Here is a 12,764-nt window from a genome sequence, read left to right as displayed (position 1 = left end):
GCCGTAGAGCGCCTCGGATGCTACGCTGGGCCACACCGCGCGTCGGTTTTCGGCGCCGAGACCTTCCCCCTTCGGCCGCGCGGACCAGCGCACCTCTATGTGAAAGGAGACGGGGGCAGCGGATAGCGACCCCCGGTTCCCCATGACCAACCCCGCCAGCCTCGCCACCGAGGGCATAAACGTCGATGATTTGTGCTCCTACGCCGTAGACGTGTGGGTGAGCGATCACAGCATCCTGACCGACCAGCAGCGCCTCCTCCAGGTGCTGCGCACGGCCGCCGAAAAGGGAAACGCCCAGGTGCTCGGCGAGGCCTCGCACGTTTTCCCCAATGGCGCCGTCACCGCCATTCTGCTGCTTTCGGCATCGCACCTGAGCATTCACACCTGGCCGGAATTCAGCCTGGCCAACGTCGATCTGCTCGCCTATGGCCGGCTGAACGGCGAGCGGATGATGCAGAGTGTGGAACTCGGTCTTTCGCCGACGAAAATCAATGTGACGCGCATGCTGCGTGCGGTGCACTGATTCGGGGAATGACGCGATCGCGGGGCGCGGTGTGTTCTGCGGCGTGAGGTGCGTTGATTCTCCGCCGCATTGATTTCACAGCCATGCCGAGGGGGATGCGACGAACGCGTCGAATCGGTCCCGGTGGATCGAATCGGTCCCGGAGGATCGCGTGCGGTGCGTCGGGCACGGTGCATCGGGCACGGTGCATCGGGCACGGTGCCACCTCGAAGCCCCGTCGCATGAGTCCGCCCGCCCCTGCGCGCCGACACCGGACCGGCGAGGGGACGACGGCCTTCTCCGCCGTGTGGTCGACGAGGCGGTGGGCGGAGAGGGCGAGGGCGGTGTTCCCGTCCCTGGCGTCCAGGGCCTGCCCCTCCACCGAGAGTCGCCGGCGCCCTCGGTGCCGCTCTGCGGCCGGGAGAAGCTGGTCGGCAGGTCGGGTGAGCGCTTGAAGAGCGTGAAGAAGGCCGGGCCGAGCCCGCCCACCGACCCGCTCAGCCGCCAGGCGGGCTCCGAGTGGACCGCGCGGGCCGGAGCCGGCTCCTCCACCGCCGGCACCAGGGCCGGCGCGCCCAGTGAGTGGCCCGGCACCAGCTCGTGGTGGCGAGGGAGCTGGTCCAGCAGGCCCTCGGCGGAGAGCGCGGGCGGGTACGCGGTAACCCGCCCGGTGAGCACCGGTGTCAGCTCGTGCCGGGTGCCGTGGTCGGTCATGATGCCGTGGACGCGGACGGCGAGACGGTCGCCCGTTCCCCCTCCTGTGCCCTGTGCGTGCAGGCGCCTGCTTGTACGCGCGGGCAGGGGTTCAGGGCGTGGGCAGGCCGGCGGATCAGGATGAGGGACCGTGACGGAGCACGAGGTGCTGGTGCGGTGGGCGCGGTCGGGTGACGCCCGGCCGGGGCTTCTCGACCTGCTCGACGCCGTGGAGCGCGCCCGCTACGAGGCCACGGCCCGGCCGGCCGACAAGGCCCGCTTCCTGGTCGGGTGCGCGCTCAGCCGCCTCACCCTGGGCGAGCTGCTCGGCCTGCCCCCCGCCGACGTGCCCCTGCGCCGGGTGTGCCCGCGCTGCGGCGGGCCGCACGGCAAGGTGAGACTGGCGCTGCCCGAGGGGTCGCCGTACGCGGACGTCGACTTCTCCGTCACCCACAGCCGGGATGCGGTCGGGGTCGCCGTCTGCCGGGACGCGGCCGTGGGACTCGACGTGGAGGACGACGACATCGGCCTCGACGTCGACGCGGCGGCGCGCACAGCGCTCGGTGACGCGGAACTGACTGCGCTGTACGCCCGTCCCGCCGCGGGGCGCCGTACCGCCTTCCTGCGCACCTGGACCCGCAAGGAGGCCGTACTCAAGGCGCTCGGCGTGGGCCTCCATGTGCCGTTGCGCGGCCTGGAGATGTCCGCCCCGGACGCCGCACCGGCCGTCCTCGCCTGGCCGGAACAACTCGGCCGGCGACCCGAAGTGAGCCTGGCGGACCTGACGGTAGCGGCCGCGCACACGGCAGCGGTCGCGGTGCTGGGAACGGGCGGAGTGCGGGTCGTCGTACACCCGGAGCCCAGAATCCCGGCCTGAACGCCAGTTGCCATGCCGACGAACGGCACCGCACTGACCTGCACAGACACGGAGCGGAGAAGAGCGCCCCCGGCAGGACTCGAACCTGCGGCCAAGCGCTTAGAAGGCGCCTGGCGTGTCAGGTGTCCGTCTGCTGCTGACCTGCATCCCTTCCGCCGCTGGGCGGCTCGTCGATCAGCCTTCGACACGTATTCGACTTCGACAGGGGACAGGCTAGGGCCACAACAGCGCTCCGAAACCGAGGATGTAGGCCGAGCCGAAGATCAGCGGCACCCACATCTCAACCAGGCTCAGCGGCACGTAGAGCCGCCAGTCCGCGCCCTCGCCGAGCGACCGCCACTCCGCCTGGGAGAGGGCCATAGCCGGCAGCCGCTCCTCCAGCGACGCGATGACCCGGTACTTGGCGCTGTTCAACTGACGGTACGACCGCACTGTGATCCACCAGGCGGCGCACTGGGCCAGCACCACAAGCAGCCCCGCCGCCACGGCCCACCGAGGCGCTACGGACAGGTCGCTCCCTCCGGACACGGCGAACGCCGCGACCAGACCGCTGTTCACCGTCAAGAAGAAGGTATTCGCCGCATTGCGCCGGGCACTGACCCGGTCCGACATCTCGACGCACAGCTTGTACTGCTCGAGCACCGCCGCGCGGTAGTGCTGGCCCTCGGCGTCGTACGCGGAGGGGGTGATGGCGGCGTTCCACAGGTCGTCTTCGGCACCCGTCACAGGTCCATTGTGGTCTGGCGGCCGGTCTCGGCGAGGCGGAGGAGAAGGAATACGCCAAGCTGCGGATCGCGCGTGGACGGCCGTGCACGGATATGGACCGTCCGGCCTTCCGTCGCTTCATCCGGCAGGCCGGTGCATGTCAGGATGCGTCATGATCCGAGTCATGCTGTGCGGTGCCGCGGACACGCGTCGGGTGCAGGACGAGTTCGTCCGGACCGTCACCGCCTTCGGCGGCGTTTCCTGGCACTTCCTCGACGGCACGGTGAACTACATCAACTCCGCCTCGTCCGACTGGGAGGAGAACTCCCGGGCCACGGTCCAGGAGGCGGACGTCTGTGTGTTCGTCATCGTGGAGGAGATCGGACGCATCACCTGGGAGACCGAGGTGACCGCGGCGCTGCTGGCGGGCAAGCCGTTCCTCGTGCTCTGTCTGCACTCGACCTACCAGCAGTACCTCGTCTTGGACGCCGCGTTCCGCCCTCCCGCCGACCTCGATTCCCTCTCGGAGGGCAACAGGCATCTGGTCAGGATCCTGCGTGAGATCGAGCAGGAGAGGCGGCTGACCGCTGTCCCCTTCGACCATGGGAGATTCGGAGAGGTCCTGCGGCGAGAACTCTCCAAGCTCTTCGACATCGCCCTGGGGCAGATGGAGGAACGCAACAGGAGGAAATCGATCCGGCCGTTGCTGACCGATCCTGCGCGACTCACCACGACCGATCTGAGAGCGGCCCAGGCCATCGCCGTCGACGAGTGGGAGGACAAGCAAGTCCGTAAGGCGGCGCTGCGCGCCCTGGCCGCCCGTCGGGCACTGGACGCGGAGGCGCTGCACTCCCTGCTGGCCAGCGGTGAGCAAGGCGTGCAGCGGACTGCGGTGGAGTTGCTGGCCGACCTGCATCCCGCCCGGCCACCCGACCCGGAGTTGCTGGAGCATGTCGTGGCCGTGGCCAATGTCTCCGACGACGTGGGCATCCCCCGACGCCTCATCCCCGTCCTGCTGGCCATGGACCTGCCGAGAGGGATCGAGGCCCTGACCCTGCTCGACATGGAGGACATAGGCAGCAAGCGCAGGCTGGCCGCAGCTCTGGAGAAATACGAAGACGCCGTCGCCCGCGAGGGGCTCCAGGCCGCGGTCGCGGCACTGCTGGAGAGATGCCTCTCCCAGGTGTCCGAATCGGACTGGAAGACCCGCTGCCGCGACTATCTCGCACGCCTGGGCTTCGAGCCTGCACCACCTGACCACGACGACTGAGCACATCCCCGTCACGGCACTGGAGGCACCATGGGAATTTTCGGACGGCGCAAGCAGCAGCGACCGGCACAGCCCGAGTACATCGGGCGCAAGTTCCACTCCGACGTCGGCGTCGAATCGTCGCTGGCCAACTTCCGCACCGCGCTGGGTCAGCAGATGAGTGTGGAGCCGGTGCTGACCCCGGTGCGCTGGACGGGGCCGGACCCGGCCCCCGAACGGGTCGTCGCCGCCCGCACGGCACAGGGCACGGCCTACCTCGCACTCTGGGTCGATGGGGCGATGCACTTCGTTGCCCCCGACTACCACCAGACGCCGACCCCGCCGCTGGTGGGACTGTGGAAGATGCGGGACGGCTCCTTGCGCGGCACCGGCAGCGTCCAGGCAGACGAGTTCGGAGTCGGCTGAGCCTCCTCGCACACCGGCCGGGGGCCTCGTTCGGGGAGGCCTGCGGCCGGTGTGCGAGGAGGGTCTGTTGCGAGAGTGGATCTTGCTCGTTCGTGATCACGACATGTGGGGCGTGGTGGTCTGACGAAGGGTCGGTGGACTCGGCTTGAACCGTTGCTGCCGACGGGAATCGAGCCGGGCCGTCCGCGGGTGTGGACGCGGCGGCAGCTGGTGGACGGTCGCGTGCGAGATCAACCGCCTTAATGGCCACCGAGCCGTCGTCACCAGATACAACAAACTCGCCGTGCGTTACGAAGCGACTGCGCTGGCCGCAGCCATCAATGAGTGGCTGTGACCAGCACTTTCACAACAGACCTTAGTGACGGTTGATCGGGATCTCATAGACAATCTCGCAATGTGCGGCGGGCACCACGATGTCCGCCGTCTCCACGGGCCGCCCCTCGTCGCTGTAGTACGTCCGCCGGATGTGCGTGACGAGCGCGGCCTTCTGGATACCGAGTAGCGACGCTTCCTCGGCGGTCGCCTGCCGCGGCTCCGGTTGCTCCACGGCATGGCCGACGGTGATGCCGATCGCGGCCATGCGGTTCACGACGCCCGTCCCGGCGTGCGGCCCTCCCTCGGGGAGGACGACGAGAGTGCCGGCGGTGAGGTCGTACGGCTCCCAACTCGTCGACAGCTGCACGGGCCTGCCGTCCGCCAGGAACTCGTACGTCGTACGGACGCACAGCTCGCCCTCGGCGATGCCCAGCCGTGCCGCGATCTCCGTCGGCGCTGGCACCTTGGCGTCGGTCCGGCTCTCCCAGTCCCCTTGCCTGCCGACGGCCTTCATGTCCGCGCGGAAGGGCGACCCGTTGGGCTGCTCGCGCGCCGAGGAACGGACCACCCGAACTCGCTTCCGCGGCTCGGCGACGTACGTGCCCGATCCGGCGCGGCCCTCCAACACACCTTGGGAGATCAGCAACTCCTGAGCCCGGCGCACCACGTTCTCGCCCACGCCGCACTCCTGGCCGATCTGAGCGCGGGAGGGCAGGCGGTCTCCCGGCTCCCACACGTGCTCCGCGATCCGCCGCCGGAGTTCGTCGGCGATGCGGAGATAGGGCGGCTGCTCAGGCATATGGAAAATCTAGTCCACTAGCTCTAATCTAGTTAACTAGCTTCACTCAAAGTGATAGCTGGTGGACGGAGGCTGCCCTGTGCCCGATTCGGGAGTTAGCGCGGCGGTCCTCGCCGCCCGGCTGTCCGCCCTCGGGCTCCTCACGCGAGTGGAGGAACACCCCCGGCACACGTCGGTCGAAGCGGAGGTGCCGGACACGATCTCCGCCGAGTCATGGCGGGAGGTCCTGGACGTAGTGGCGGAGGCCGATCGATTCGGACTCCTGGCTACAAGCATGAACGGCCGCACCCTCTGGGCGGTCGTACGCAAAACGGTCCCCACGACGGGCGATGTCGGGGGACCGGGCCATCAGCGATAGGAGCTGAACAGCGTGCTCAACCGTATCCGCCGTGCCGTCTCGCTCACCAGAGAGCGGCACTTCCCCAGGGGCAGGCACCGCCGCCCCTTAGCGACCTCCGGGCCGTCGGCCGCCCCCGCCTCCTCCCTGTCTCCGGACAGGACGACGGCCGCCCGCCGACGTGCCTCCGACGACGTGGACGACCGGCAAACGCTCAGGGGTGAGGACGTCGCGCTCGTCCGCCCGTACGTACTGGCCTGGGAGAAGCGCATGCGAACGCGTGAAGTGGTCGTCGCCCCCTATCTGCCGGCCGACGCGTGGTCGGCCCTGGTGGGAGTCCGCTGATGCATCCCTGTCGACAGACCCGCGTCACGGACGCTTCGGCCGTCCCCTACCGATCCACCGCATGCCGGATCGGCACCCACCCCGCCTGCGCGGAGTCCTCCCCGGCCTCGGCACCGGTCGACCTGCCGGTGGTCTATGAGGCATGCGACTGCCCGTGCCATGCGTTGCCCGGCCGGACAACGCCTTCGGAGGTGCAGCGGTGAGGGAGTGGGCCCCCGGCGGCACGCTGGCATCCAACGTCGAGGTGACCGCGGCCACCGTGCAGCGCGGCGACATCATCGAACTCGGAGGCCGGGCCTGCCGAGTGCAGGATCTCTTCCAGCTCTCCCAAGGGGCGAAGCAAATCCTCTTCGAGTCGGGCGAGTTGCTGACCATACACACGCGGACCCGGCTCGTTGCCGTGCGGATGATGAGGCGGCGGTGATCCGGTCCGTGTCTCCTCGCCACCACGACATCGCCGACGATCTCCGGCACCAGATCACGACCGGCCACCTCAAGCCCGGCGATCGACTCCCGTCCGAAACCGGCTTGGCCGACCGGTACAAGGTCAGCACGCAGACGCTCCGGAGTGCCCTCGCGACGCTTCAGAGCGAAGGCCTTGTCAAGAAGATCCACGGCAAGGGCAACTTCGTCCGCCGCCCTCTCCGCCGGATCATGTACGTCGGCGGCTGGGGAACGCTGGACCCGTGGACCGCCGCTGAAGCGGCCCTACGCGTCACCGTTCGCACCGCTACGGTCCAAGCCGACGGACACCTGACGACCTTGCTGAGGGTGCCGACGGGCAGCCCTGTCGCGGAGTTCTTCTGTGTCAGCCACGAGGGGCAGTCACCGCACGGACTGGCCCGCATCTACATCCCGCGCGACCTGGCACCGGCCGGAGTGCTCGACGACGAGTCCTCGTGCCCGGAGGCAGCCAAGAGATTCGCCGTACTCGGCCCTCCGCCGGCCGCTGTCCGGGAAACGGTATGCGCCCGCCCGCCGACGCCGGACGAGTCATCGACCCTACGGACCAACTCCGTCACGCCAGTTCTGGCGATCACGCGCGTCGCGACCGATCCCACTGGCCGAGTGGTCGAGGCGGCCCTTCTGGTCTTCCCAGGGGATCGAGCCGACGCAGTCTTCACCACCCACCACACGTCCGACGAGAGGCAGACGCCAGGATGACAGCACGGAACGAACTACGCCTCCTCCCGTGGTCAGGCCCGGAGGGCAAGCCCTGCTACCTGAGCACGGATGACAAGGGCGGCTACATGTCCCGCCTAGCGGACAACATTGAGAAAAACCAACTCGACATGGCGGCCATCCTGTTGGAGCACGCCGCGAACACACTCGACGACGAGGGCACGGACTCGGAAGACCTACGCCGGTTGACCCGGGAACTGACCGGCACTCTCCGGGACGTGCTCCGCGTCGCAACGAGCCGCGGTCACCTCTTGGGGATGAGCGAACCGCACCGCTTCTGAAACAGCGGCTGCAAGCAACGCCTGCCACCGACGACCCTCCGTCTCAACCGGGGAGGGGAGCCCGAGCACGACTCGGCTCCCCTCCCCGCTGCGTTATGCCGGCTACCGCTGAGCCTGCGGGCACCGGAGCAGCTGAAGCCGTCTTTCTTCGACGGCCTGAACCTCAGCCGACGACAGCCAGCCACGATGGCGGGTGCGCCGACCTACCACGCACGCGTGTGCCTCGCCGCATCCCAACCGGCCTCAGCCGCGCTGCCGGTGCCGTTGACCAGAGCAGGCCAGCACGTGGCGCACGGCTCCTGAGCCCTTAGCCTGGGAAGCTGCGAGCATTTGGGGCTGGCTCGGGCGCTGACCCAGGTTGACGGCAGGATGGAGGCCTCCTCCGGCTGTGCCGCCTTCCCCGTGATTCCCCGCTGTTCTCCGCCTGATCTGGTGCGCTTGTGGTGCAGCCGGACAGATGTCCAGGCAACCGACGGTAAATGGTGAGCGACGAGACCGCGGTTGGCGGCACCCTGGAGTCATGGGTCGCTGGAAGCTCTACGACAACTGGTACGACGATCTCGCCGGCCTCACCGTCGACCAACTGCGGGAGCGAAGAGCTTTCGCTGCCCAACGCGCTCAGGACGCTGCGGCGCGTGGCATGGGCCGTAGTCCCAAGGCGGCCCGGGACTGGCGTGAGAGGCTGCGCGCTGTCGATGATGAACTGATGCGGAGGGGTACTCAGCAGGCGTAGGCAGGCGCTGGCGGTTGCTGGGGTTGCGGTACTTCGTTGCTGTGCAGGAACGGTTACCAGTCCCGCCAGTCATCTGTGATTTCGGTACGGCTGATGCCTCGCCTCGCCGCCAGAGCAGAGACATCGATGCCGCGCTCCGTCAAGGTCTGACCGATGTAAGGCACAGCTGTTCACGTTCTTCCGTCTCGTAGCCAGCACCGTCGTGATCTTCGTTGATCTCGTTCAGCACCAGAACGACACGCTTGATCGCGTCGAAGACCTGCTCGTCACCCTGGCCCCGGAGCGCTTCTACCTCCGACTCGAACGTGCGCAGGGCCTCATCCGTCGCCGCTAGCAGCGATTCAGGGAAGAGCTCCGCCATGAAGGCATCGCTCGGGGCCCGTGTCCCGACCGCAAGCTCCGTTGCCTCTTCGTCCACACGCGCACGCCAACGTGCTGATGGTCTGATTGCCATGTCCTGGACCGTAAGCCCAGGCTCTGACAACGCTGTTGCTGCGCACGCTTTCCAAATGTGGTGGTGGGGCTTAGAGCGCCTGCAGGGGTGTTCACCTGCGTTCACGGGCGGCCCGCTCGTGGGTTGCAGCCGACTCGTGGTCTCGCCTGAACGGCCGTGAACGGGGCTGAGTGAGACGGAAACTGAGATGGAGGCCGCGCATAAGGCGGGTGACGGTTGGCTGCGGTCGGCGTTAGCGTGCGGCGGTGATCAGCAATGAGGGAGTACGGCTGGGTGCAGAGGCCGCACATCGCCTGGCACAGACGGGCCTCTATGAGTTCGAGGCGGGACTGACGGAGGCCGAGTTCGCGCGCATCGAGCACGAGTATGGCTTCGAGTTCGCGGACGATCACCGAGCGTTCCTTGCGGCCGGGCTACCGATCAACGTCCCTCCCGAGGACGGGCAGACCTGGTCCAGGCCTTGGCGGGAGTGGCGCGGCGGAGATTTGGACAGCTTGCGTCGGCAGCTCGACTGGCCGGTCGAGGGTGTACTGCTCGACGTCAAGCACAACGCGTTCTGGTACGAGGGTTGGGGCGAGCGTCCAGCCGACGCAACGGCGGCACTGGATACGGCGCGGCGTCACCTGGCGGAGGCGCCGGTGACGGTGCCCGTCTATGCCCACCGATACCTGCCTGCCGGCCGAGGAAGCTTCGGGCATCCGGTGCTCTCGATGTGGCAGACCGACATCATCTGTTACGGCCTGGACCTGGCCGACTACATGCACCAGGAGTTCGACGAGGCGCGGGGCGAGGTCGACGACAGCTGGAACCCGCGAGCGACGGCCCCCTTCTGGCGGGACCTTCTCTGACGCTTCGAGGAGCCCTGGGCAGGCGGCGGGCGCCCTCAGCTCGGGTTCCCCGGGGTCGATGGGCTTGACCTGCTGCGGAGCGGACTCATGACCTGAGGGCGTGCTGGATGGGTGGCCGCTGTTCCCTGTGGTGCCCTATCTGGCACGTGCGGTACGGGGGTCATGTTCATGGGGTGAGTCAGCGGCGCCGCGGATCCGGCCGCTGGGCCGAGGTCGGTAGAGGTGGTCAACGAGGAGCTGCGGTCTCCGGGTTCCTGAACGGCGTTGGCATTGGGCCCGGCGCTGCTACTGGCCGGCCGCAGCGAGCTGAACTGAGCCGCTACTCAAGCAACCGAATCGTCGCCAGAATGACTGATATGACGTCATTACTGGCCTTGCTTGCGGCTCCGGTCGTGGCTGTGTTGACCACACTGATTGGCGTGTTCGTCGGGAGCATCGTCAGCAGAAGAGCTCAAGATCGCCACTGCATCAGGGAACAGCAGGCGGCAGCGTGTGTCCGGGTACTGCGGGAATCCTCCTCAGTGCTTGTAGATCTCAGCGACATGGACCGCAACCGACCCGACGGCATCCCGCAAGGCGTGCTGGCCCCGACGACAGTCGACTGGCGCTCCTGGGGCGAGGCCCTCGGCAGCGTTAATCTCGTGCCAGCAGGGACATTGCAGCAGCCGCGCACGCCATTGACGAGCAGATCTGGCGGTTTCACATTGCCATTCGGCGGGGCCTGACTCCCGAGGAGAACTGGATGGAGCTTAGAGGGAGAGTCGTTGCCGCACAGGGGCACTTCATAGCCGTTGCTCGTCGGCATCTCTCGCTCACCGGAGAACCCCTCCAGCGCCTCGACGGACGCCCCGCACCGGACGACCCGATCTGGCAGAGGGGGCGGCTCTAGAGCCCGGCCTGAACTAAGTTGCTGCCGTGCGCGCGCCTCGATGCGAACTACGAGCAGCAAGGTCGCTGAGGTCTGACGCGCTGGTCAGATCCGTCTGCCAGAGCCATAGGTGATCGGTGCCAGTCGCCATAGTTGCTGTACTTCACTGCTGCACCGAACACGGCTCCGCAGGCCGCTTGGGTCCTAGACGACGCAGCAGGTCACGGCCCTGCATTTGGCAGATCGGGCGAGGCGAGTCCACGGATAGGCCACGGCTGGCTGAGAGGATGCGGGGAAGTCTGCAACCTCCCCTGTAGAGCCTGAAGTTTGGAGGCACCGCCCCGTCTCAGTCGGTAGGAAGCCTGTCTGTGCCCATGTCGAGACGCATCGCAGCACGCACAGCGGTCAGGGCTTCCATCACTTCCTGAAATGCGACCTCGTACCCCTCGTCACCGTTCGACATCCCCCTGATGGTTGCCTCCCGTGCTCGACGGACGCTACGAAAGTAGTCCAGCGCCGGCTCAACAACGGCTCGTGGTGCGAAGACCTCCAGTTGGTAGCGAATGTCGTAGCACCTTGCGAAGCTTTGCCTGGCTGCGATCTTGCGCTCAGCTTCTGACATACCGCGATCCAAGATGATGAGCTGAAGTTCGCTCCGTACCTGGGACAGCACCCCGAGATAGGCGCCATACAACTCTCGCTTGCTTCGCCTCCACTCCGTCACTGCTTCACGCCGATCCTTTCGAAGCTCAACTAGCAAGGCGGAGCCCGTAGCGATCGCGGCACCAAGGAGCGTGGCCAGAAGCGGTGTCCAATCCATGTCGGCAAGGTACGAGAGTGCGGTCCCCGTGGACAAGGCGCTTGTGGCCCGTCGCTATCGGGCGTTGGCATCGACAGCAAGCCTGAGTTGGGACTCCCGCTCACCTCGGTTGATCGGCTGACCTACCTGCCCTTTGATGGTCGTGAAGCAAGCACCGCTTTAGGAGAGAGGCTGGCGGATCTTACGGCTGAGCTGCGGCTTCACCGGTCAAGGCGGCAGGCGAGTACTAGACCGCCGGACACTGGTGCTGACCGTGGCTGACCCCTGTATCTGGCACGGTTGTGGCACGGACTTCGCTCATCAACCGCCGTTGGTTCCGGGGCGGGGATCGGCCGATCGGATGCAGTCGTTGAGGGCGGCAAAGGACACTGGTGGACCGGCCGCGCGAACGGTGCTCAGGCTGACGCTGTCCGCGTCTAGGGCAGTGACTGCTGGGCGGGGGAGTACGTAGAACTCCCACTGGGCCGTGTCGAGCGGGTTGTAGGCAGCGTGTTCACGGGCGGTCTGGACGGCGAACACGTAGACGTCGGCGTTGTACGACTTCGCCTCCGAGTAACCGCCCTCGGATGACCATGTGCAAGCGCGGAGCCCATTGAAGCGGATTTGAGAGGGCGTGCGCTGCTCCCAGGCTTGCAGATAGGCACCGGCCTTGACCTCGATGCGCAGTCCGTCGTCAGTCTCGACATCGTGGCTTGCCCACTCCACCCGGGGCTCGTGGGAGCCGACCGCCTGGTGGACCAGGAATTCGGCGAACAGGCCGCGTGTGTTGTTCATGCGGAGGTCCGGCATGGCAAACCGCCAGAAGTCGACCACGGTGGCGTCCGGGACGCCGACGATCGACTCGTCGCCGCGGAGCGGGGGCATGGGACGCGGGGTCAAAGGCAGACGGGCAGGCTGCTTCATGGGTCCGCAGTCTGCCAGCGAGGCGTGGACGCTTGCACATCTGCTGCCGGCAGCCCTTGCCAAGACGCTGGCTGGGTGGTCGCGGAAGTGGAGCCGGGTCCACGCTCTCAGCTTGGGAAGCTCGGGTTCTCGGTGGGGGGCTGCTTGGCTGAACTGCGGCGGAGCGGGCGTGGGGCCTGACTGACCGGCGGCCTGGTCCCCGCCATTCCCCGTGGTTCCCCGCACGATCTGGCACGTGTCTGGCATGGGATCGGCCGTCCGATCTGTACGTCTGCGTTGAGCCACGGACTACTAGTAGTGGTCGCAGTTCGTAGAGCATGTGCGAAGAAGCTCCAGTGACCGGCTGGCGGGCAGAGCACGACCGGCGTTGCTGTACCCGCCGTCCGCATCGTCCAGGTGGTACGGGTTGATCGAGGAAGGCAAACGG

Annotated in this window: 16 protein-coding genes and 1 tRNA gene; 11 read left to right on the top strand and 6 right to left on the bottom strand. The window is 67.4% G+C overall.

The window, feature by feature from the left end:
- Positions 1 to 142: 142 nt before the first annotated feature.
- Positions 143 to 523, top strand: coding sequence for an S-adenosylmethionine decarboxylase family protein (locus ACFWJX_RS15250; RefSeq protein ID WP_383242181.1), 381 nt, complete (start codon positions 143 to 145; stop codon positions 521 to 523).
- A gap of 823 nt (positions 524 to 1,346) precedes the next feature.
- Positions 1,347 to 2,072 (top strand): 4'-phosphopantetheinyl transferase family protein, encoded by a 726-nt coding sequence (locus ACFWJX_RS15245; protein WP_383242178.1) that lies wholly within the window; start codon positions 1,347 to 1,349, stop codon positions 2,070 to 2,072.
- A 64-nt stretch (positions 2,073 to 2,136) separates the two neighbouring features.
- On the opposite strand, the gene ACFWJX_RS15240 is transcribed toward ACFWJX_RS15245, so the two are convergent.
- Both ACFWJX_RS15240 and ACFWJX_RS15235 read right to left on the bottom strand, forming a co-directional pair.
- Positions 2,137 to 2,236 (bottom strand) — tRNA-Arg (locus ACFWJX_RS15240).
- A 49-nt stretch (positions 2,237 to 2,285) separates the two neighbouring features.
- Entirely contained in the window at positions 2,286 to 2,798 is a 513-nt protein-coding gene (locus ACFWJX_RS15235) for a hypothetical protein (RefSeq protein WP_383242175.1), read from the bottom strand.
- 151 nt (positions 2,799 to 2,949) lie between these two features.
- Between ACFWJX_RS15235 and ACFWJX_RS15230 the strand changes: the two genes are divergently transcribed.
- Together ACFWJX_RS15230 and ACFWJX_RS15225 are read left to right on the top strand one after the other, a co-directional pair.
- A complete protein-coding gene (locus ACFWJX_RS15230) occupies positions 2,950 to 4,047 on the top strand; it encodes a hypothetical protein (protein WP_383242172.1) in 1,098 nt (365 codons plus the stop codon).
- A 30-nt stretch (positions 4,048 to 4,077) separates the two neighbouring features.
- On the top strand, positions 4,078 to 4,452 hold the full coding sequence (locus tag ACFWJX_RS15225) for a hypothetical protein (RefSeq protein ID WP_383242169.1): 375 nt from the start codon (positions 4,078 to 4,080) through the stop codon (positions 4,450 to 4,452).
- A 355-nt stretch (positions 4,453 to 4,807) separates the two neighbouring features.
- Here ACFWJX_RS15225 and ACFWJX_RS15220 read toward each other — a convergent pair whose 3' ends face one another.
- Entirely contained in the window at positions 4,808 to 5,566 is a 759-nt protein-coding gene (locus tag ACFWJX_RS15220) for a GntR family transcriptional regulator (RefSeq protein WP_383242166.1), read from the bottom strand.
- 79 nt (positions 5,567 to 5,645) lie between these two features.
- Here ACFWJX_RS15220 and ACFWJX_RS15215 point away from each other — a divergent pair, with 79 nt between their 5' ends.
- From ACFWJX_RS15215 to ACFWJX_RS15195, 5 genes are all read left to right on the top strand, one after another.
- A complete protein-coding gene (locus ACFWJX_RS15215; RefSeq protein WP_383242163.1) occupies positions 5,646 to 5,924 on the top strand; it encodes a hypothetical protein in 279 nt (92 codons plus the stop codon).
- 12 nt (positions 5,925 to 5,936) lie between these two features.
- On the top strand, positions 5,937 to 6,248 hold the full coding sequence (locus tag ACFWJX_RS15210; RefSeq protein WP_383242160.1) for a hypothetical protein: 312 nt from the start codon (positions 5,937 to 5,939) through the stop codon (positions 6,246 to 6,248).
- 199 nt (positions 6,249 to 6,447) lie between these two features.
- A complete protein-coding gene (locus ACFWJX_RS15205; RefSeq protein WP_383242157.1) occupies positions 6,448 to 6,672 on the top strand; it encodes a hypothetical protein in 225 nt (74 codons plus the stop codon).
- Complete coding sequence (locus ACFWJX_RS15200; protein ID WP_383242154.1) at positions 6,669 to 7,412, top strand: GntR family transcriptional regulator; 744 nt, start codon at positions 6,669 to 6,671, stop codon at positions 7,410 to 7,412. Before ACFWJX_RS15205 ends, ACFWJX_RS15200 begins: the two co-directional genes overlap by 4 nt.
- On the top strand, positions 7,409 to 7,711 hold the full coding sequence (locus ACFWJX_RS15195) for a hypothetical protein (protein WP_383242152.1): 303 nt from the start codon (positions 7,409 to 7,411) through the stop codon (positions 7,709 to 7,711). Before ACFWJX_RS15200 ends, ACFWJX_RS15195 begins: the two co-directional genes overlap by 4 nt.
- Positions 7,712 to 8,583: 872 nt before the next feature.
- On the opposite strand, the gene ACFWJX_RS15190 is transcribed toward ACFWJX_RS15195, so the two are convergent.
- Entirely contained in the window at positions 8,584 to 8,862 is a 279-nt protein-coding gene (locus ACFWJX_RS15190; protein ID WP_383242150.1) for a hypothetical protein, read from the bottom strand.
- Positions 8,863 to 9,143: 281 nt separating this feature from the next.
- Between ACFWJX_RS15190 and ACFWJX_RS15185 the strand changes: the two genes are divergently transcribed.
- Both ACFWJX_RS15185 and ACFWJX_RS15180 read left to right on the top strand, forming a co-directional pair.
- Positions 9,144 to 9,746 (top strand): hypothetical protein, encoded by a 603-nt coding sequence (locus ACFWJX_RS15185; protein ID WP_383242147.1) that lies wholly within the window; start codon positions 9,144 to 9,146, stop codon positions 9,744 to 9,746.
- Between the two features lie 347 nt (positions 9,747 to 10,093).
- On the top strand, positions 10,094 to 10,471 hold the full coding sequence (locus ACFWJX_RS15180; RefSeq protein ID WP_383242144.1) for a hypothetical protein: 378 nt from the start codon (positions 10,094 to 10,096) through the stop codon (positions 10,469 to 10,471).
- 489 nt (positions 10,472 to 10,960) lie between these two features.
- On the opposite strand, the gene ACFWJX_RS15175 is transcribed toward ACFWJX_RS15180, so the two are convergent.
- Together ACFWJX_RS15175 and ACFWJX_RS15170 are read right to left on the bottom strand one after the other, a co-directional pair.
- Positions 10,961 to 11,434, bottom strand: coding sequence for a hypothetical protein (locus ACFWJX_RS15175; RefSeq protein WP_383242142.1), 474 nt, complete (start codon positions 11,432 to 11,434; stop codon positions 10,961 to 10,963).
- Positions 11,435 to 11,734: 300 nt separating this feature from the next.
- On the bottom strand, positions 11,735 to 12,337 hold the full coding sequence (locus tag ACFWJX_RS15170) for a hypothetical protein (RefSeq protein WP_383242140.1): 603 nt from the start codon (positions 12,335 to 12,337) through the stop codon (positions 11,735 to 11,737).
- Positions 12,338 to 12,764: the final 427 nt, after the last annotated feature.

Source organism: Streptomyces sp. NPDC058335 (assembly GCF_042723915.1).
GTDB lineage: Bacteria > Actinomycetota > Actinomycetes > Streptomycetales > Streptomycetaceae > Streptomyces.
The sequence above is the reverse complement of the archived record's forward strand: the minus strand, read 5'-3'. Positions and strand labels throughout refer to the sequence as shown.